The organism is Pseudomonas sp. COR18, from assembly GCF_048568395.1.
Classification (GTDB): Bacteria; Pseudomonadota; Gammaproteobacteria; order Pseudomonadales; family Pseudomonadaceae; genus Aquipseudomonas; species Aquipseudomonas fuscovaginae_B.
In genome coordinates this window covers 5525496-5545186 of sequence record NZ_CP183808.1, presented here as the reverse complement: position 1 = coordinate 5545186, position 19691 = coordinate 5525496, and the positions used below count along the sequence as shown (strand labels likewise).

Annotated in this window: 16 protein-coding genes; 6 read left to right on the top strand and 10 right to left on the bottom strand. The window is 64.6% G+C overall.

The window, feature by feature from the left end:
* The first annotated feature begins 1 nt into the window (after position 1).
* The 3 genes from ACM62G_RS25335 (at position 2) to ACM62G_RS25325 (ending at position 2760) form a co-directional block, all read left to right on the top strand.
* Positions 2–811 (top strand): ABC transporter permease, encoded by an 810-nt coding sequence (locus ACM62G_RS25335; RefSeq protein ID WP_054059570.1) that lies wholly within the window; start codon positions 2–4, stop codon positions 809–811.
* A gap of 19 nt (positions 812–830) precedes the next feature.
* Positions 831–1985: an ABC transporter ATP-binding protein gene (locus ACM62G_RS25330; protein WP_054059569.1), complete on the top strand. Its 1155-nt coding sequence runs from the start codon at positions 831–833 to the stop codon at positions 1983–1985.
* A gap of 148 nt (positions 1986–2133) precedes the next feature.
* Positions 2134–2760: an START domain-containing protein gene (locus ACM62G_RS25325; RefSeq protein ID WP_054059568.1), complete on the top strand. Its 627-nt coding sequence runs from the start codon at positions 2134–2136 to the stop codon at positions 2758–2760.
* 3 nt (positions 2761–2763) lie between these two features.
* On the opposite strand, the gene ACM62G_RS25320 is transcribed toward ACM62G_RS25325, so the two are convergent.
* The 10 genes from ACM62G_RS25320 to ACM62G_RS25275 all read right to left on the bottom strand — a co-directional run bounded on the left by ACM62G_RS25320 (position 2764) and on the right by ACM62G_RS25275 (position 15770).
* Positions 2764–3792, bottom strand: coding sequence for an endonuclease (locus ACM62G_RS25320; RefSeq protein ID WP_419735873.1), 1029 nt, complete (start codon positions 3790–3792; stop codon positions 2764–2766).
* 3 nt (positions 3793–3795) lie between these two features.
* Entirely contained in the window at positions 3796–6123 is a 2328-nt protein-coding gene (locus ACM62G_RS25315; RefSeq protein ID WP_419735872.1) for an AAA family ATPase, read from the bottom strand.
* Between the two features lie 774 nt (positions 6124–6897).
* Entirely contained in the window at positions 6898–8181 is a 1284-nt protein-coding gene (gene dctM, locus ACM62G_RS25310) for a C4-dicarboxylate TRAP transporter large permease protein DctM (protein ID WP_273825924.1), read from the bottom strand.
* Positions 8181–8819, bottom strand: coding sequence for a TRAP transporter small permease (locus ACM62G_RS25305; RefSeq protein WP_054059564.1), 639 nt, complete (start codon positions 8817–8819; stop codon positions 8181–8183). The genes dctM and ACM62G_RS25305 overlap by 1 nt, the downstream gene beginning before the upstream one ends.
* Before the next feature lie 188 nt (positions 8820–9007).
* A complete protein-coding gene (locus ACM62G_RS25300) occupies positions 9008–9994 on the bottom strand; it encodes a TRAP transporter substrate-binding protein (RefSeq protein ID WP_419735871.1) in 987 nt (328 codons plus the stop codon).
* Between the two features lie 235 nt (positions 9995–10229).
* The gene (locus tag ACM62G_RS25295) at positions 10230–11042 is read right to left on the bottom strand and encodes an HpcH/HpaI aldolase/citrate lyase family protein (protein ID WP_419735870.1); all 813 of its coding nucleotides are present in this window, start codon (positions 11040–11042) and stop codon (positions 10230–10232) included.
* Positions 11043–11155: 113 nt separating this feature from the next.
* Positions 11156–12370 carry a CaiB/BaiF CoA transferase family protein gene (locus ACM62G_RS25290; protein ID WP_419735869.1) on the bottom strand — a complete coding sequence of 405 codons (1215 nt, stop codon included), beginning with the start codon at positions 12368–12370 and terminating at the stop codon, positions 11156–11158.
* Complete coding sequence (locus ACM62G_RS25285) at positions 12370–13719, bottom strand: MmgE/PrpD family protein (RefSeq protein WP_419735868.1); 1350 nt, start codon at positions 13717–13719, stop codon at positions 12370–12372. Before ACM62G_RS25285 ends, ACM62G_RS25290 begins: the two co-directional genes overlap by 1 nt.
* A 10-nt stretch (positions 13720–13729) precedes the next feature.
* Positions 13730–14893: an acyl-CoA dehydrogenase family protein gene (locus ACM62G_RS25280; protein WP_419735867.1), complete on the bottom strand. Its 1164-nt coding sequence runs from the start codon at positions 14891–14893 to the stop codon at positions 13730–13732.
* Between the two features lie 49 nt (positions 14894–14942).
* Positions 14943–15770, bottom strand: coding sequence for an FAS1-like dehydratase domain-containing protein (locus tag ACM62G_RS25275; protein WP_419735866.1), 828 nt, complete (start codon positions 15768–15770; stop codon positions 14943–14945).
* A gap of 158 nt (positions 15771–15928) precedes the next feature.
* Between ACM62G_RS25275 and ACM62G_RS25270 the strand changes: the two genes are divergently transcribed.
* The 3 genes from ACM62G_RS25270 to ACM62G_RS25260 all read left to right on the top strand — a co-directional run bounded on the left by ACM62G_RS25270 (position 15929) and on the right by ACM62G_RS25260 (position 19628).
* Entirely contained in the window at positions 15929–16822 is an 894-nt protein-coding gene (locus ACM62G_RS25270; RefSeq protein ID WP_054059823.1) for a LysR family transcriptional regulator, read from the top strand.
* 130 nt (positions 16823–16952) lie between these two features.
* Positions 16953–17873, top strand: coding sequence for a transaldolase (gene tal, locus ACM62G_RS25265; RefSeq protein ID WP_273825917.1), 921 nt, complete (start codon positions 16953–16955; stop codon positions 17871–17873).
* Positions 17874–18176: 303 nt separating this feature from the next.
* Positions 18177–19628, top strand: coding sequence for a DHA2 family efflux MFS transporter permease subunit (locus ACM62G_RS25260; protein ID WP_419735865.1), 1452 nt, complete (start codon positions 18177–18179; stop codon positions 19626–19628).
* Positions 19629–19691: the final 63 nt, after the last annotated feature.

Sequence of the window (19691 nt, the reverse complement as noted above, 5' to 3'; positions counted from 1 at the left end):
CATGCTCCTGACCCCGAATGCCATGAGCCGGCGCCTGCGCCTGGGCCTCTATTTCACCACCGGACTGATCGCCCTGTTCCTGCTGCTGCCGATCGTGTTCATCGTCCTGCTGTCGTTCGGCTCGTCCCAGTGGCTGGTGTTCCCGCCGCCGGGCTGGACACTGAAATGGTACAGCCAGTTCTTCTCCAACCCGGACTGGATGAACGCCGCCCTGGCCAGCCTGAAGGTCGCGGTACTGACCACCGTGTGCGCCGTGGCGCTGGGCCTGCCGACTGCCTTCGCGCTGGTGCGCGGGCGTTTCCCCGGCCGGGAAATGCTCTACGGGCTGTTCACCCTGCCGATGATCGTGCCGCTGGTGATCATTGCCGTGGCGGTCTATGCGCTGTTTCTCAAGCTCGGCTACACCGGCACGATGTTCGCCTTTGTCGTCAGCCACGTGATCGTCGCCCTGCCCTTCACCATCATCTCGATCATCAACTCGCTGAAGCTGTTCGACCAGTCGATCGAGGATGCCGCGGTGATCTGTGGCGCCTCGCGCCTGCAGGCGGTGTTCAAGGTGACCTTCCCGGCGATTCGCCCCGGCATGGTCGCCGGCGCCCTGTTCGCCTTCCTGGTGTCGTGGGACGAAGTGGTGCTGAGCGTGATGATGGCCAGCCCGACCCTGCAGACCCTGCCGGTCAAAATGTGGACCACCCTGCGCCAGGACCTGACTCCGGTGATCGCCGTCGCTTCGACGCTGCTGATCGGCCTGTCGGTATTGGTGATGGTGATTGCCGCCGCTCTGCGTCGGCGCAACGAACTCAGCGCCTGAGCGCCCGGGAGTAGACAACATGAGTGCCGTGATCAAAGACCCTGCACAACAGAACGACCGCACCCTGGTCAGCCTGCGCAACCTGAACAAGCACTACGGCGACTTCGCCGCGGTGGACAACATCTCGCTGGACATCAGGGACGGCGAGTTCCTGACCTTCCTGGGCTCCAGTGGCTCGGGCAAGAGCACCACCCTGTCGATGCTGGCCGGCTTCGAGAGCCCCAGCTCCGGGGAAATCCTGGTTGAGGGCAAGTCGCTGGTCAACGTGCCGCCGCACAAGCGTGACATCGGCATGGTGTTCCAGCGCTACTCGCTGTTCCCGCACCTCTCGGTGCGCGACAACATCGCCTTCCCGCTGGCCATCCGCAAGCTGGCAGCCGCCGAGCGCGACAAGCGCGTCGACGCCATGCTCAAGCTGGTCCAGCTGGACAAGTTCGCCCACCGCCGCCCCGCGCAATTGTCCGGCGGCCAGCAGCAGCGCGTGGCGATCGCCCGGGCGCTGGTCTACGAGCCACGCATCCTGCTGATGGACGAACCGCTCGGCGCCCTGGACAAGAAGCTGCGCGAAGACCTGCAGGACGAGCTGCGCCAGTTGCATCGGCGACTGGGCATCACCATCGTCTACGTGACCCACGATCAGGAAGAAGCCATGCGCCTGTCCCAGCGTATCGCCATCTTCAGCCATGGCAAGATTGTCGGCCTGGGCAGCGGCTACGACCTCTACCAGAACCCGCCGAACGCCTTCGTCGCCTCGTTCCTCGGTAACTCCAACTTCCTGCGGCTCAAGGCCCAGGGCAACGGTGCCGCCGGTTTCGAAGGGCAAGGGCTGTCGATCCGCCTGACCTCGGGCCTGCAGAACGGCCAGGACATCCTGCTGATGGTGCGTCCGGAGAAGGCCCTGGCCCTGAGCCTGGAACAGGCCGCCGCCGACCCGCTGGCCGCCGGCTGGAACCAGGTCAGGGCAACCGTCAGCGAGGTGCTGTTCCTCGGTGAAAGCCAGACCTGCAGCGTCGTCACCCAGGGCGGTACGGCCATGACCGTCAAGGCCTTGTCCGCCACCGGCATGCCGCTCAAAGCCGGAGATTCAGTCGCCGTGCGCTGGGCCACGGCCGATGCCTGCGTCTATACCGAGTGGCAGGAAAGCGACCTGAACAAGGCCGCCGGCAGCCACTGATACCCGCCTGCTCTCCCTGTCGTCGCGGTCGACTGTCGGCGCCGGCAGGGAGCTTCTTACCCTTCCCTTCGAAGCCATCGAATAAATTTCGTGTCCGCGTGTTATATCTGGCAGACACGGACGTTCCTCCGTGCCCCGGAGACCGTCGATGAGAACCCTGCTATCCGTGATCGCCCTGGCAACGGCCTGCCTGAGCAGCGCCGCCATGGCTGCGCCCGAGGCCTGGAAGCTGGCCCATGAAGAGGACGGCATCCAGGTCTTCCTGAGCAAAGTGCCGGGTTCGCGTTACCAGAGCTTTCGCGGCGTGACCGCTATCAAGGCCGAGGTCTCCACCTTGCGCGACCTGCAGGAAAATCTGCGGGTCGCCTGCAAGTGGCTGTACGCCTGCGCCGAGATGCGCCTGTTGAAGAACGACGGCGACGACACCTGGGTCTACCTGACCACCGACCTGCCCTGGCCGGCGGCTCCGCGGGACATGGTGCTGCATGTGCATACCGAACAGAATGACGACGGCAGCCTGATCCGCCGCCTGGAGGCGGCCCCCGACTATCTGCCGTCGGTGCCCGGCCAGATCCGCGTGCGCCAGTTGAGTGGCGTGTGGAAGATGCTGCCCAGGGGTAATGGCGAGACCGAGGTGACCTACCAGTTGCAGGCCGAGCCGGCGGGCGACATTCCCTCCTGGCTGGCCAACCGGTTCGTGGTCGACGCGCCGATGGTCAGCCTCAGGACGTTGCGCGCGGTGGCCGAGCGCCAGGGTGTGCGGGACATGCCCTGAACCTCAGCGGCTCAAACGCGCCCTGAACCCCTCCAGCCACTCCCGAACCATGGCCGAGTAAGGCGCTTCGGGCCGAGCCATGGTCTTGATCTCGCCGAGTATCTGCTCCTGGAGAAAACGCAGGCGCCTGGCAATGCGTTCATTGCGCGCTCGCGCCTGCTCGCTCTCGACAACCGGAGCCTCACTGTCGGGCTCCAGTTCCTGCGCCATCAGCCCCATTTCCACCGCCAGCATCTCCAGAAACTCCAACTGGCGCAGCACCCGCGTGCGCTCCTGCACCAGCCCGAGACGGTTGAGGCCATAGACATGGATCGACACCGCGCCCCGCAGGCTCAACCCACCCGCCAGGGCCTGCTCGATCACCCCGCGCAACTCCGGCCTGACACCCGCCACCCCAGCGCCCAGGGCCAGCCCGCCACTGTCATGGGGCTTGGGCAGGACCAGACCAATCAGGTTGTCGCTGTCGACATGAAACCGCAGATGCTCTTCAGGCTGGTCCCGGCACGGATCCAGCAGCAGTGCCTGTTCACCGGAAAAATCCGACGCTCCCACCGCAGCCCGCTGACCGAGGATGGGAAAGCTGTCCTGCTTGCCGGTCTGAAGCATCCTTGAGCGGCTGAACGCCTTGTCTTCATTGACCAGGCGGACCAGGCTCGCCGATAACGTGGGCGTTACCTGTCCACTGCGCCGGTTGCAGTGAATACAGCTGGGCAGCAGGTTTTCCCAATCCATGGCGATCCACCAGTAGCCGGGATGATCCGGTTCCTCGTAGACACGGCCCTTGGGTCGGTAGTGCTCGATATCCACCGGGGCACTGCCGTAGTAGAAGCTCTCGCAGTAGGCGCATTTACCGTGGAACAGCTCATGCAGCTGCTTCTTCACGCTGTCGGACTTGTAGACGGCAAAGGCGGGTAACGCCCCCGTTGGCGCCTTGAAGTAATCCTGGAGTTTCTGCAGCTCCTTTTTCGCTGGCGAGTCATCTCCCGACATCGCATCGGGCACGGGGACACTGTCGCGGCTGACGGCACGCATGCTTCAGATGCCCTCCAGGATGCCGAGGATGCGCTGTTTGGCGGCGCTGCGCAGTTGGGCAAGCTTTTGTGTCGAGACCTGTCTGCGGCTGTCCAGGTACTCGACCACCGCCTCCTGCACCAGCCGCTGAACCTCGCTGGAACCCACCGGCAAGGCGTCGCTGATATCACGTTCGAACCGCCGCAGCAGGTCCTGCTGCGGCGCAGTCAACCGTTCGCCCTGCTCCCGCGCGCTCAACAGATCGGCCAGGCCGGCCAGTTCACGCTCGGTCTCAGGCTGGTCGGTGGAGGCCAGGCTGAAGAAGTCCGAGGTCAGCAGCTGTTCGACCGTGAGTTGGCTGACATTCGGCAGGCGAACCAGTTGCTCGACCATCACCGGCCACTGGACATCCGTGCGTTGATCGCTGGACACACGCTGCATGACAATCACCTCACCATCCTGCATGCCGCGCAGGCACAGCGGATCGTGAGTGGTGACAATGAAAGTGACCTGCGGCAACGCCTCCCGCAACGCGCGCATGATCTGAATTTTCCAGCGTGGATGCAGGTGCGCTTCCACCTCGTCGATCAGTACCACGGCCTGTGCCGTTTCCAGGCTTTCGAAATGCGGATTGAGTCGTCGATTCATCAGGCCCTGGATGATGTCACAGGCCATTGCCAGGACTGAACGGTAACCCGATGAAGCCAGGCTCAGTGGCGTTCGGCACAGGGGCTGGCCATCGCCTGCCGATGTGACGATCAGGCAGCGCTGGTTCTGCGGGTCGCGTTCCATGATTTCGAACGAGCCTTCGATCGAGAGGATGCCGCGCAAGGTTCGAACCACACTGTTGAAGGCATCTGCCTTGAGACTCAGCAACCATTTTTCCGGATTGGACAGCAGGGCTGTCGAGTCGAAAAGGTTGATGATCGATTTACTTGGGCTACGAGGGCTGACCCGCTTCTGGTATTGCCGAAAGGCACCATAGGCAAAGACCTGAGGCAAGAGCGGCTGACCGTCAACCGACAGTCCACGGTCTTCATGCCAGAACTCGCCCTCGCTGATCGTCAGGTGCCGTTCACTACCGTCCTGGAACACCGCTACCACCGAGGCCAGACTGCAACGGGGAGTCTGCACCGCGCCCAGTAACTCGGGATCCAGAGGCAACGAGGCGTAGTCCACCGGCAGTTTCGTACAAGCCAGATCGCTGCTGAGCACCAAAGCTGTGGCCTCAAGGATGGAGCTTTTTCCAGCGGCATTTTCACCGAGAATCAGCAGGGCCGGCCGAACAGCATTTGTGCCCGAGGACCGCCTGAGCGGCACGGCGGGTATCCTCAATTCAAGTTGCTCTATGCCCTTGAAGTTGCTGAAGCGGATCGATTCCAACGATGGGCAATCACGCGCCCCGAACGTCTCACTCTTTGCAACGGGTCTGGAATCGCGCACAGCAGTCCCTGCCAGACTGAGCTCCAACCCTCCATACCACTCAACGACATCAGCGCTTTCGCTAAGGGCCCGCAACGTGTGTTCGATACGATCCGGGGCCAGTTCCGAAGCTGAAACCCTGGACTTTGAAAGCGTCAGTACAATGCGTCGGCAGAGCAAATACCAGCAGCCACCAAAATCCATTCGAGCAAAATCGAAAAGCACGGGATGTGAATCGTCCTCTCCCAAGGAAAAAGACCAGTTGCCTATAAGATCGTCGAAGTAAGTCTTCAGCTTGCTTTTGCGCAGCTTTAGCAACTGAATACGATTGAGCTTGAAGTGTGTGATGGTTGCAGCTGCGCGCTCGCTCAAGGCGTAGAGTTCACCCGACAGATCGACCGACAGATGCCGGCTCAGGTCGACCCGCTCGCAAGGGTCGATCAAGACATGACGCTCCTTGAGTGGGTAGCCCCCCCACAGACCGTTACCAGCCTGTGCATAGGCATCAACTTCTTGCGTCGAAGGCAAGGCTACCCGCCGCCCCAAAACCGGGAAGTGGTCCGGCCGTACAGGCTCGCAGTCCTTGCAAATGGCGTAGAGATTCTCCCAGGCACTGCTCAGCCAGACATAATAAAGGTGAGCGTTTGAAGTTCGCTCCAGTGGGCTGGCTTGCGCTCTCGGGCGAAATCGATAAGTTGCCTTAGACTGAACCACCCGTTCGCAGAACGCACATTTACCGTGAAATAACCGGTCCAACCCCGAACGGACTGAGTTCTCATTCAGATCGACAACCGGTTCCGGTGCCCGGCTCTGCGCCCGCTTGGTCCTGTCGGCAAGAAAGTAGTCGGCCAACGCCTGCCTGTCAGCATTAGCCTCCCGACTTTGCAACAGACTCGGTGGCGGAACGGAACTGCGGTCGAAGCAATACATGAATCTCCTCCATGAGAGGCGGGCCAGAGCAGCGCCTTTCGAAATCCGCCAACTCTAATCGGCAGGCGCCAAAAAGTAGAGGCGTTTTTCGTCGCCACTTCCTACCGCCTCAAGCAGCGTATCGATAAAAGGCCCGTTGCGCATTCGTCGAGAACGGGAGATGGCGGTGCGATGCCAGGAGATTATGCGGTGAAACTTATGGCCCATTCGCGGGCAAGCCCGGCTCCTACAGATGGGTGCCGTATGCAGGCTCTGTGTACGACGCAGGCCTGTAGGAACCGGGCTTGTCGCACCGCCGCGAAGCTCTTGCTCTTGCTCTTGCTTGTGATCTTGCTTTTGATCTACCCGCCCCGTTCCCAGCCGGCTGAGTGGAGGTTCTGTTTCGAGAGTTGCCCGGCAGGGATGCCGGGCGAGCCGTGTTGGGCCATGGATGGCCCGTCACGGCGTGCTCTCGAAACAGGACCGGAGCGAAGGAACCCTCGCGCAGCGAGGGCCAATGGAGGGGCAAGCGTTTTTTGGTTACTTTTTTTGGCGTCTGAAAAAAAGTAACTCGCCCGTAAGGGGCGAAACCGTAACATCAGCTAAACGCGCAAACGGATATGTACACGCTCCCCCCATTCCCCCTCACTCAGCCCCCCGCAAACCATCAGCAGCGGCCCCCATCAGGCCTTTCGAAATGACCGATTGAAGCGGCCCCTACCGGCCCGGGATAACCAAAAAAGCGCCGTCACCAAGTCCCGCTGCCCCTGACGACGGCTATCATCCCACCGAGCCCTACGGCATCCCCAACCAGTGCGGCAACGCCAGCGAAATGACCGGCACATAAGTCACCAGGATCAGGAACGCCAGCAGGATCATCAGCCACGGCAAGGCCGCGCGGATGGTCTGCCCCAGGCTCAAACCGGTCACCGCCGAAGTCACGAACAGGTTCAGCCCCACCGGCGGATGCACCAGGCCGATCTCCATGTTCACCACCATGACGATGCCCAGGTGAATCGGGTCGATACCCAGCTTCATCGCGATCGGGAAGAAGATCGGCGCGAGAATCAGCACGATAGCCGATGGCTCCATGAAACTGCCCGCCACCAGCAGCACCACGTTGACCATCAGCAGGAAACCGATCGGCGTCAGGCCTTCGGACACCACCCAGTTGGTGATCTGTTGCGGGATCTGTTCGGTGGTCAGCACATGGGCGAACAGGATCGCGTTGGCGATGATGAACATCAGCATGATCGCCAGCCGGCCGGACTCCAGCAGCACTTTCGGGCAGTCGCGGACCTTCATGTCCTTGTAGACGAACAGCGCGACGAACGCCGAATACACCGCCGCCACTGCCGCCGCCTCGGTCGGGGTGAACAGGCCACTGTAGATTCCGCCGAGGATGATCACCAGCAACAGCAGCCCCCAGAAGGCCCGCCGCGCAGCGCCCAGCCACTCGCGCACGGTCGCCCGTGGCTGGGCCGGCAGTTTCTTGATCCGCGCCACGATGTAGATCGCCACCATCAGCATCAGCCCCAGCAGCAGCCCGGGAATCACCCCGGCCATGAACAGCTTGCCCACCGAGGTCTCGGTCGCCGCCGAGTACACCACCATGACGATCGACGGCGGAATCAGGATGCCCAGGGTCCCGGCGTTGCAGATGATCCCGGCACCGAACGCCTTCGGATAACCGGAACGCACCATGCCGGCCACGGCAATCGAGCCGACCGCCGCCACCGTCGCCGGCGACGAACCGGACAGCGCCGCGAACAGCATGCACGCCAATACCGCGGCGATCGCCAGGCCACCCCGGATATGCCCGACGCAGGCGTTGGCGAAGTCGATCAGGCGCTTGGCCACTCCGCCGGTGGTCATGAACGCCCCCGACAGCAGAAAGAACGGAATCGCCAGGAATGTGTAAGCGTCGGAGGTCTCGAACAGCTTGATCGCCAGGGAGCTCAGGGAGTCCTGGCTGAACAGCAGGATCGACAGTGCACCGGACAGGCCCAGGGAAATCGCGATCGGCACCCCGAGGAACATGAAGGTGAACAGCAGCAGGAACAGGCAGAGGACGGTCATCAGTGCTGCTCCTTGTGCTCGTTCGCCAGCCTGCTGGCCTCGCCCGCCTCGTCGGCCAGGCCCAGGCCGCTCTGGCGGCGGCTGAAGAGGCGACAGAAGATTTCCAGGTAACGGATCAGCACCAGGGCGAAGCCGATGGGCACGATCACCACGATGTGGCCGACCTTGATGCCGTACTGGTCGAGGTCCTCGGCACCGATACCGGCCATCAGCACCGCGCTCAGCCACTTGTAGCTGGCCACCATGAACAGCCCGGCATAGGCCAGGCAGCAGGTGCAGGCGAGCATCGCCAGGTAGCGCTGCACCGGGCGCGGGGTCAGCTTGACCAGCGCGTCCACGCCGAGGTGGCCGGCGGTGCGCACGCCATAGGAAATGCCGAAGAAGATCAGCCAGCCGAACATGGCCTTGGTCAGCGCCACGCTCCAGGTCATGTCCTGGGCCACGCTCATGGTCGCGTCGCCAAGGCTGTTGAAAAAGCCGCTGCTCCAGGCCCATCGATCGGCGAGGTTGAAGAACAGTGTGTAGACGTTGTTAGCCATCACGTAGACGAAAGTCACCAGGGTCATGGCGGCCAACAGGAAGGCGATCAGGCCTTCCTCGAAATGCGCCCAGATGCGCCGCAGGGATTGCGTTGGCATGGACAGGACTCCGCGAGAGAAAAAAGGATTGGATCGGGTATCGCGTTACGGTGACGCAGAGCGTCACGGGCTGCATTCCCACGCAGAGCGTGGGAGCAACCGAAGCAGCCGGCCCCGTGAGCGAGGCCCCTGGCTGGATCGTCCCCACGCTCCGCGTGGGGATGCAGCTCCGCGTCGCCGAACGGTGATCAAGGCTGGTTGGACTTGTCCGCCGCCTCGATCAGGTCGGCACCGATCTCACCCTCGAACTTCTTCCACACCGGCTTCATCGCCTCGCGCCATTGCGCGCGTTCTTCTGGAGTCAGGGTGATGATTTCACTGGTCCTGGCGTCGACGATCTTCTGCCTGGCGCTCTGGTTCAGCGCCTCGGCCTGCCGGTTCACCTCGACGGTGACTTCACCCATGATCTTTTCCAGTTCGCTGCGTACATCCGGTGGCAGGCCGCCCCAGAACTTGCTGTTGGTGATCACCATGTAGTCGATCAGGCCATGGTTGGACTCGGTGAAGTACTTCTGCACCTCGTTGACCTTCTGGCTCTCGTAGTTCGACCAGGTGTTCTCGGTGCCGTTGACGGTACCGGTCTGCAGGCCCTGGTAGACCTCGGCGAAACTCATCTTGCGCGGGTTGGCGCGGATCGCCTTGAACTGCTCCTCCAGCACGCTGGAGGCCTGGACACGGAACTTCTGCCCACGGGCATCGGCCGGCACCCGCAGCGGCTTGTTCGCCGACAGTTGCTTGAGGCCGTTGTGCCAGTAGGCCAGGCCGAGAATGCCCTTGTCCTGCATCGAGGTCAGCAGCGCCTTGCCCTGGGCCCCCTGGAAGCGGTCGACGGCGGCCAGGTCGTTGAACAGGAACGGCAGGTCGTAGATCTGCACCTGCCGGGTGTACTGCTCGAACTTGGCCAGGGACGGCGCCAGCATCTGTACGTCGCCCAGCAGCAACGCCTCCATTTCCTTGCCGTCACCGAACAGCGAAGAGTTCGGGTAGACCTCGACCTTGACCCGGCCCGGCAGGCGTTCCTCGGCGAGTTTCTTGAACAGCAGCGCGCCCTGCCCCTTGGGGGTGTTCTCGGCGACCACGTGGGCGAACTTGATGACGATGGGATCGGCCGCCTGCGCGAGACTGGCGGAGATCAAGGTGGCGGCGCAGAACAGCGCCCGGGTCAACTTGAGCATGGATGTCACCTTCTTATTGTTGTGGTTCAAGGCAGGTTGCCTAAAGCGATGCGTGTCGTGAATTTCGAATTTTGAGTACCTGCGTTCGGCCATGCCGAACGCTGCCAGGGGGCTTGCCGTGGGCAACCGAAGGGCGCCCCGCAAATACCATCTTAGGGTGGCTCAAGGCGCGCTCCGGGAGCGGTGCCCTCCCAATGCACAGTAGGCAGGCACCGCCAATTGCCGGGGATTGCCCCTACAGCAACCCCAGCAGGCGTCGAGCGCGCAGCAGCACCGGCGCATCGACCATCTGCCCGTCGACCTGGTAGGCCCCGGCGCCATCGCGGCCGGCATCCACCACCCGCCGGGCCCAGGCCAGTTCCTCGGCGCCGGGGGCCAGCGCGGCGTGAGTCACCGCGACTTGCCGGGGATGGATGCACAGGGCACCAGCGAACCCCATTTCATAGGCATGGCGAATGGAGCGCTGCAGCCCCTCGGGGTCATCAATGGCCGGGTGTACGCCATCCAGCGGCGCCACCAGCCCAGCGGCCCGGGAATGGAGGATCAGGGCCAGGCGGGCCTGGTCGAGGGCAAACCGGGCCGCCGGCGAGCCGCTACCGAGGTTCAGGTCCAGGGCCAGGTCGAGGCCACCGAAGGACAACCGTTCGACCCCGGCAGCTCCCGCGATCTCGGCCAGGGCCAGCAGCCCGCGGGCGCTTTCGATGATTGGCCAGACGCGCCTGCCGGTCGCTGCCACGGCCGCAACCTGCGCGGCACTCTCGACCTTGGGCAGCAGCACACCGACCACGCCGGGCTGGCGTTTGCAGAAGGCCAGGTCGGCGGCATGCTCGGCGTGCTCCGGGGCGTTGACCCGGACCAGTACCCGCACGTCGGGGTTGTCAGCGAGAAACTGCCCAAGGTGATCACGGGCGGCCCGCTTGAGTGGCTCCTCGACGGCGTCCTCGAAATCGACGATCACCGCATCGGCGCCGCTGGCCAGGGCCTTGGCGAAACGCTCGGGGCGGCTGCCCGGCACGAACAGCGCGGAGCGGACAATGGATGAAGACATGATGAATTCCTCGTTCGGTGGTGGTGCACGCAGCTGTTTGGGAGATTTGTGATCTGAGGGGCCCCATTCGCGGGCAAGCCCTGCGAATGGGCCCTCAAGATCAGATACAGGGCTCAGACCACCCCGCTCGAACGCAACTGCACCACGGCTTCGGCGGAAAAACCCAACTGCCGCAGAATCGCCTCGGTGTGCTGCCCCAACCCCGGCACCGCCTCCATCCGCGGCGCGAACGCCGCATTGCGCGCCGGCGGCAGCAAAGCCGGCAGTTTCCCCGAAGGGCTGTCGACCTGGCGCCAGCCATCCCGCGCCTTGAGCTGCGGGTGCTGCCACACGCCCTGCATGTCGTTGACCCGGGCATTGGCGATCTGCGCCTGCTCCAGGCGCTCGATCACCTGCTCGGTGCTGAGCCGCGAGAAGCTGTCGACGATGATCTGGCGCAGCACCTCGCGATTGGCCGAACGCTTGAAGTTGGCCGAGAAGCGCTCGTCCACCGCCAGCTCCGGCGTCAGCAGCACCTTGTCGCAGAACGCCGCCCATTCGCGCTCGTTCTGCAGGCCGAGCATCACCGTGCCGCCATCGCCGGCCGGGAAAGGCCCGTACGGGTAAATGGTCGAATGCGCGGCACCGGCCCGCGGCGGCGGTGGCGCGCCGTCGAAGGCGTAGTACATCGGGTAGCCCATCCACTCCACCAGGCTTTCCAGCATGCTGATGTCGACCCGGCTGCCCTCCCCGGTCCGGCCCCTGAGCAGCAGCGCCGAGAGGATGCCGCTGTAGGCATACATGCCGGCGGCGATGTCGGCGATGGAGCAACCGGCCTTGGCCAGTTCACCCTCGCCCGGACCACCGGTGACCGAGAGAAAGCCGCCTTCGCTCTGGATCAGCAGGTCGTAGGCCTTTTTCCTTTCGTAGGGCCCGCCCTCGCCGTAACCGGAAATGTCGCAGACGATCAGTCGCGGAAAACGCTCATGCAGCGCCTCGAACGACAGGCCCATGCGCGCGGCGGCACCCGGTGCCAGGTTCTGCACCAGCACGTCGGCCTGGCCCAGCATTTGTTCGAGGATGTCCCCGGCCTGGTCCTGCTTGAGGTCCAGGGTCAGGCTCTCCTTGGAGCGGTTGGTCCAGACGAAGTGCGAGGCCAGGCCACTGACCCGCTGATCGTAGCCACGGGCGAAGTCACCCACACCCGGGCGCTCGATCTTGATGACCCGGGCACCGAGGTCGGCCAGTTGTCGGGTACAGAACGGCGCGGCGATGGCGTGTTCCAGGCTGATTACGGTAATGCCGTCCAGCGGCCGCGGGGCCGCAGTGTTTTCTGCTGCCAGGCTCATCAGCACAGTTCCTTCAGGTCGGTGGTGTTGCGCAGGTCCCAGACCTGGCGGATCAGGGCGCTGGCCTGCTCGGGGGAACGGGCGCCGGAGAATTGCAGCAGGCGGTGGAACTTGTCCTCCAGCTCGGCCCGCGACAGGCTGTTGCCAGGATCCCCCTTGGGCTCGTCGATGGCCCCGGGCAGGGTTCGGCCGTCGACCGTCGTCACCAGCACCCGGCCCAGCCAGCGCCGTGGGTAGGCGCCGTCGACTTCGGGGTCGAGGGTCATGCCGACCCTGTCGCGAAAGGCGGCAACAGCCGGGTCGGTCAGCGCCAGCTCATGAAACTCCGGCAGCCCGGCCTTGCCATGCACGGCGATCAGGCCGAGCACGGTGCCCATGGAGAACTTGGCCTGGTGCACGGTCTGCGGCACCTTGACCCGGCCCAACACGTCGATGGCGCCCTGGTGCACGCGGGTTTCCACCCGTTCGATCTGTTCGTGGCGCAAGCCTTCCCGTTCCATCAGTTGCAACAGCGCATCGGCGGCCGGGTGGGTGTGCCGGCAGGACGCATGGAACTTGAACGAGGTCTCCACCAGCGCCCAGCGGCTGCCCAGGCGATCGGACAGGCGGGCCGGCTCGGCATCGCTGGACATGCCCACCGCCAGCCCCTGGTCGCCTTCGAGAATGTTGCGGGCCCCGGTCAGGCCGTCGGCCGTCAGGTACGCCGCCAGCAACCCGTCGGCGGCCGCCTTGGCGGTGTGCAACTGCTTGGAGTCGGCGGCATCACGCAGGAACTCCCAGAGCCCGGCGGCCTGGGTGCCGGCGCTGCCGAGCAGGTGAATGAACCGCTCCTGGTCGAAGTCCATCAGCTTGCCCACGGCCACGGCGGCGGCCAGGGTGCCAACGGTGGCCGTGGTGTGGAAGATACGGTAGTGGGAACGGCCAAGGAATTCGCCGATGCGAATCCCCGCCTCGTAGCCGGCGACCGAGGCCAGCAACAGCTCGCGACCGGATTTACCGAGATCCTGGGCCGCCGCCAGCGCCGCCGGGAACACCACGGTGGCCGGGTGCAGCACGGAGCTGTTGTGCAGGTCGTCCTGCTCCACCAGGTGGGACGAGGCGGCGTTGACCAGTGCGGCGAAATAGGCCGAGCTGCGCTCGCCGCTGACCAGGATGCCGGCCGGCCCGTGCGCCGGGCCCATCCAGCGCGCATAGGCCTCGAACAGCGGAATCGGATGGGCACCCTGGCTGGCCAGGGCCGAGCCCAGCCAGTCGAGGAACAGCTCCTCGCTACGGGCCAGCACCGCCTCGGGTACCTGCTCGTAGCGCAGGCCGGCGAGGAATTCGGCCAGGGCTTGGGTATGGCTCATGCGGGGCTCCTCAGAAGCTGCGCGGCAGTTCGAGCAGGTGCTCGGCCACATAGGACAGGATCAGGTTGGTGGAGATCGGCGCCACCTGGTACAGGCGGGTTTCGCGGAACTTGCGCTCGACATCGTATTCATTGGCGAAACCAAAGCCGCCGTGGGTCTGCAGGCAGGCGTTGGCCGCCTCCCAGCTGGCCTTGGCCGCCAGGTACTTGGCCATGTTGGCCGAGGCGCCGGCGCTCTGCCCCCCGTCGTATTCCTCGCAGGCGCGCCAGCGCATCAGGTCGGCGGCCTCGATCTCGATATGCGCTTCGGCGATCGGGAACTGCACGCCCTGGTTCTGCCCGATCGGCCGGCCGAACACCACCCGGTCGCGGGCGTACTGGCTGGCCTTCTCGACGAACCAGCGGCCATCGCCGATGCATTCGGCGGCGATCAGCGTGCGCTCGGCATTCAGGCCGTCGAGGATGTAGCGAAAACCCTTGCCCTCCTCGCCGATCAGGCTGCTGGCCGGAATCTCCAGGTTGTCGAAGAACAGCTCGTTGGTCTCGTGATTGACCATGTTGGCAATCGGCTGCACGGTCAGGCCGTTGCCGATGGCTTCGCGCAGGTCGACAAGAAAGATCGACATGCCTTCGGACTTGCGCGTGACCTCGGCCAGCGGCGTGGTCCGCGCCAGCAGGATCATCAGGTCGGAGTGCTGGATACGCGAAATCCACACCTTCTGGCCATTGATCACATACCTGTCACCCTGGCGCACGGCGGTGGTCTTGATCCTGGTGGTGTCGGTGCCGGTGGTCGGTTCGGTCACCCCCATCGACTGCAGGCGCAGTTCGCCGCTGGCCAGCCTGGGCAGGTAATGGCGCTTCTGCTCGTCGCTGCCGTTACGCAGCAGGGTGAACATGTTGTACATCTGGCCATGGATGGTGCCGGAGTTGCCGCCGCAGCGGTTGACCTCCTCGAGGATCACCGAAGCCTCGGCCAGGCCCAGGCCGGAGCCGCCATATTCCTCGGGAATCATTGCCGACAGCCAGCCGGCTTCGGTCATGGCCTTGACGAAAGCTTCGGGGAAGCCCTTTTCCTCGTCGATCCTGCGCCAGTATTCGGCGGGAAACCCGGCGCACAGGGCACGCACGCCCTCGCGAATGGCATTGAGTGCTTCGTTCTGATTGGAGTTCATGGGTAGAAGGCCTTTTTTTATTTGTCTTGATCGGTCCGGTGGCGGGCTTTTACTCGAAGTGCACCTGAGCCTGCTGGGCGAGACCGTCGGCATTGCCGGCCCAGAGTTCGGCGACGCCAGGCTCGACGATCCGTCCGCCGACCTCGAAGGGCTGTGGCGCGATCAGCGGGCGCAGGCCGCGATAGGAGAAGCGCCGCAACCGGGCCTCGGGGTGGGCGCGACAGAACGCGCGCAGGTTCAGGGTGGCGATCATCGGGCCGTGCACCACCAGGCCGGAGTAGCCTTCGGTGCCGGTGACGTAGGGGTAGTCGTAATGGATGCGGTGGCCGTTGAAGGTCACGGCGCTGTAGCGGAACAGCAGGGTCGGCGTCGGCTCCACCGCCTCGTGCCACTGCCCCTGCGGCAGCGTCTCGCCACTGCCCTGCTTGGGCGGGGTCGGCTCGCGGTAAACGATGTCCTGTTCCTCGCGGATCGCCAGCCGGCCATCCTGGGAGTACTCATGGCACACGGTGACGAACAGCAGCGCACCGGTACGGCCCTGCTTTTCCTCGATATGGCGGATGGTGGAAACGCGGGTGGCATCGAAGCCGGCCTTGAGACTGTCGAAGAACTCCAGGCGGCCACCGGCCCACATGCGGTTGCGATTGTCCGCCGGCGGCAGGAAGCCACCCCGGGCCGGATGCCCGTCGCCGCCCAGCTGGCTTTCGGGCAGCGGGTCCTGGAAAAAGCACCACTGCCAGAGCGCTGGCAACGCCTCGCCATGGGCCGGCGCATTTTCGCCAAAGGTCGCGGCGATACGCTTGAGCAGGTTGCGGCTCAGTTGATCGTGAGCCTCTTCGCTACGGCCCAGCCAGGCTCTCGGATCCGTCACACTCATGGAAGGTTTCCCCTTGCCGTTTATCGTTGTGCGCCGATGATGCAAGCTGATCGCCGTTCCGAGAATTTGCATTTCGATAAACCGGCGTTCGGGTATGCTGAACGCCCAGCGGCCTGTCCGCTTGCCACACGGGCCACGCCCCCTGACTGGAGTCATCCATGCATTTCGACCTGGCGGACCTGCGTCTCTTCATCCATATCGCCGAATCGCCGAGCCTGACCCAGGGCGCCAGGCGCGCCTTCCTCTCGCCAGCTGCCGCCAGCGCGCGGATCAAGGCCCTGGAGGCGCAGCTCGACACCCGCCTGCTGTACCGCGACAGCCGTGGCGTGGAGGTGACTCCCGCCGGCCAGCGGCTGCTGCAGCACGCACGGCTGATCATGCGTCAGGTCGACTACCTGAAAAGCGAATTCACCCACTACGGCAGCGACTCAGCCGGGCATATCCGCATCTTCGCCAACACCACGGCGGTCACCGAGTTCCTGCCGGAGGTGCTGGCCGGGTTTCTCTCGGAACGCCCCGGGGTGACAGTGGACCTGCAGGAGCGGCTGTCGCGGGACATCGTCCGTGGCGTGCTCGACGGCACCAGCGACATGGGCATCATCGCCGGCCCCGTCGAAGCCAGCGGCCTGCAGGTGCTGCACTTCAGCACCGACCGGCTGGTGCTGATCGTTCCGGCCGACCACCCGCTGGCGGGCCAGCCAGCGGTCAGCCTGGGCCAGACCCTGGCCTACCAGCATATCGGCCTGCACGAGGGCAGCACCCTGCTGAGTTTCCTGCGCGAACACGTCGAACGGATCGGCAAGACCCTGTCGCTGCGTATCCAGGTTTCCAGCTTCGAGGCGATCTGCCGGATGGTCGAGGCCGGTGTCGGTATCGGCATCATTCCCGAATCGGCGGCCGTTCGGCACAGCCGAACGATGCAACTGGTGAGCGTGGCGCTGGACGAGCCGTGGGCGATTCGCGAACGCAGCATTCTGGTGCGCGAGCTGGAGGCCCTGCCCGGCACCGTCCGCGCCCTGATCGCAACGCTGATGCCGCCGCCCGCGACATGAACCGGCCCGTGTTGCGGGTTGCACAACACCGGCTTGCGCGGCATGCTTGAGCGATTCCTGCGACAGAACTTTTTACGCCCCAGGCACTCAATCAGTGCATTGATCCATGCCCTTCCCGATAGAGACGCTCATGACTTCGAAGCTGGAACAACTCAAGCAGTTCACCACCGTGGTCGCGGACACCGGCGACCTCGACGCGATCACCCGCCTCAAGCCGGTCGACGCCACCACCAACCCGTCGCTGCTGCTCAAGGCCGCCGCCCTGCCGGGCTATGCCGAGCTGCTCCAGAACGCCGTGGCCCAGGCCAAGGGCGATGTCGGCCTGGCCTGCGACCACTTCGCGGTCGCGGTGGGCGCCGGCATTCTCAAGGCGATTCCCGGGCGCATTTCCACCGAGGTCGATGCACGCCTGTCGTTCGACGAAGCCGCGCTGCTGGCCAAGGCCAACCAGCTGATCGAGCTGTACGACAAGGCCGGCGTCGGTCGTGACCGCGTGCTGATCAAGCTGGCGTCCACCTGGGAAGGCATCCGCGCCGCCGAGAAGCTGGAGAAAGCCGGTATCCAGACCAACCTGACCCTGCTGTTCTCCTTCGCCCAGGCCGTGGCCTGCGCCGATGCCGGGGTGTTCCTGATCTCGCCGTTCGTGGGCCGTATCTACGACTGGTACAAGAAGTCCACCGGCAACGAATACACCGGCGCCGACGATCCGGGCGTGCAGTCGGTGACCCGCATCTACAACTACTACAAGTCCAATGACTACAAGACCGTAGTCATGGGCGCCAGCTTCCGCAATCTCAACCAGATCGAACACCTGGCCGGCTGCGACCGCCTGACCATCAGCCCCGACCTGCTGGAGAAACTCTCCCAGGACCAGGGAAACCTGGTACGCAAGCTGACCCCGGGCACCACCGGTGAAGCCCGTCAGAGCCTGAACGAGGCGCAGTTCCGCTGGGCCTCCAACGAGGACGCGATGGCGACCGAGAAGCTGGCCGAAGGGATCCGCCAGTTCGCTCGCGACCAGGAGAAGCTGGAAGCCTTGCTGACCCGGTAAGACTTAGGGGGCCATTCGTGGGCAAGCCCGGCTCCTGCAGGATTACGGCGTTCGCAATTTCGTGTCCGCCATGGACCTGCAGGAGCCGGGCTTGCCCGCGAAAGGGCCAACGAGCCCTGCAACAATCCCGTGACCACACCGCTATCGCCAGCGCACCGACTTCCACGGTTTCCTGTGTAGCCCCTTGAGCTCCAAGCGCACGTCCCCCGGCAACACCTCTTCACAATCCACCGACAATTTCACCATTGAGCCCGTCATGAACCGGTGCCTAAACTCTCGCGCCTGCCTACAAGAGAGACCATCATGACCGTGCCCGATACCTCCTCCAACCCCCGACAGCGCTGGCTGGCCCTGGTAGTACTGTGCCTCGGGGTGCTGATGATCGTGCTCGACACCACCATCGTCAACGTCGCCCTGCCATCGATCAAGACCGACCTGCAGTTCAGCGAAACCACCCTGGCCTGGGTGGTGAACGCCTACATGCTGACCTTCGGCGGCTTCCTGCTGCTCGGCGGTCGCCTGGGCGACCTGTACGGGCATCGCCGCCTGTTCCTGCTCGGCATCGCCTTCTTCACCCTGGCCTCGCTGGCCTGCGGCATCGCCCAGACCCAGCCCCTGCTGATCTGGGCCCGGGCCTTCCAGGGCCTGGCTGCCGCCGTGGTCACCGCCGTGGCGCTGTCGCTGATCATGGACCTGTTCAGCGAGCCGGCCGAACGCGCCAAGGCCATGGGCGTCTACGGCTTCGTCTGCGCCGGTGGCGGCAGCCTCGGGGCCCTGCTCGGCGGGGTGCTGACCAGCACCCTGAGCTGGCACTGGATCTTCCTGGTCAACCTGCCGATCGGCCTGGCGGTGATCGCGTTGTCGCTGCGCCTGCTGTCCAGGTCTCTCAACCAGCATCCCGAGCGCAGCCTGGATGTGCTCGGCGCCCTGACGGTGACCGCCTCGCTGATGCTGGCGGTGTACGCCATCGTCAATGGCAACGAGATGGGCTGGGGCTCGCCACGCACCCTCGGGCAACTGGCGCTGGCCATCGGCCTGCTGGCGGTGTTCCTGCTGGTCGAGACCCGGGTGAAGGTTCCGCTGATGCCGCTGCGCCTGTTCCGCCTGCGCAACCTGGCGGTGGCGAATGTCGTCGGGGTACTGTGGGCCGCGGCGATGTTCGCCTGGTTCTTTCTCTCGGCGCTGTACATGCAACTGGTGCTGGGCTACACGCCGCTGGAAGTCGGGCTGGCGTTCCTGCCGGCGAACCTGATCATGGCGGTGTTCTCCCTGGGAATCTCGGCCCGGCTGGTGATGCGCTTCGGCATCCGCGGGCCGCTTGCCGCCGGGCTGGGCCTGGCGACGCTCGGCCTGCTGCTGTTCGCCCAGGCACCGGTGGATGGCAACTTCGTCCACGATATCCTGCCGGGTATGGTGCTGCTGGGGCTGGGTGCCGGGATCGCCTTCAACCCGCTGCTGCTGGCGGCGATGAACGATGTCGCGCCGTCCGAATCGGGGCTGGCCTCGGGCATGGTCAATACCGCGTTCATGATGGGTGGCGCACTCGGGCTGGCAGCCCTGGCGAGCCTGGCGGCGGCGCGCACGCAACTGCACCTGGGCGCCGGGGTGGCGGAGCTGGTGGCGCTCAATGACGGCTACCAGGCGGCGTTTCTGGCCGGGGCGGTGTTTTCCGCGCTGGGTGCCGGGATGGCCGCGACCTTGATGCGGACCCGGACCGGCAGCAACGTCGGCGGCGAAACTCCACTGGCGGTGTAGGGACACCTGTTTGCAGCTTGCAGAGGCAGTTTGGGAGGAGGATTGGTGGGAGCGGCCAAGCCC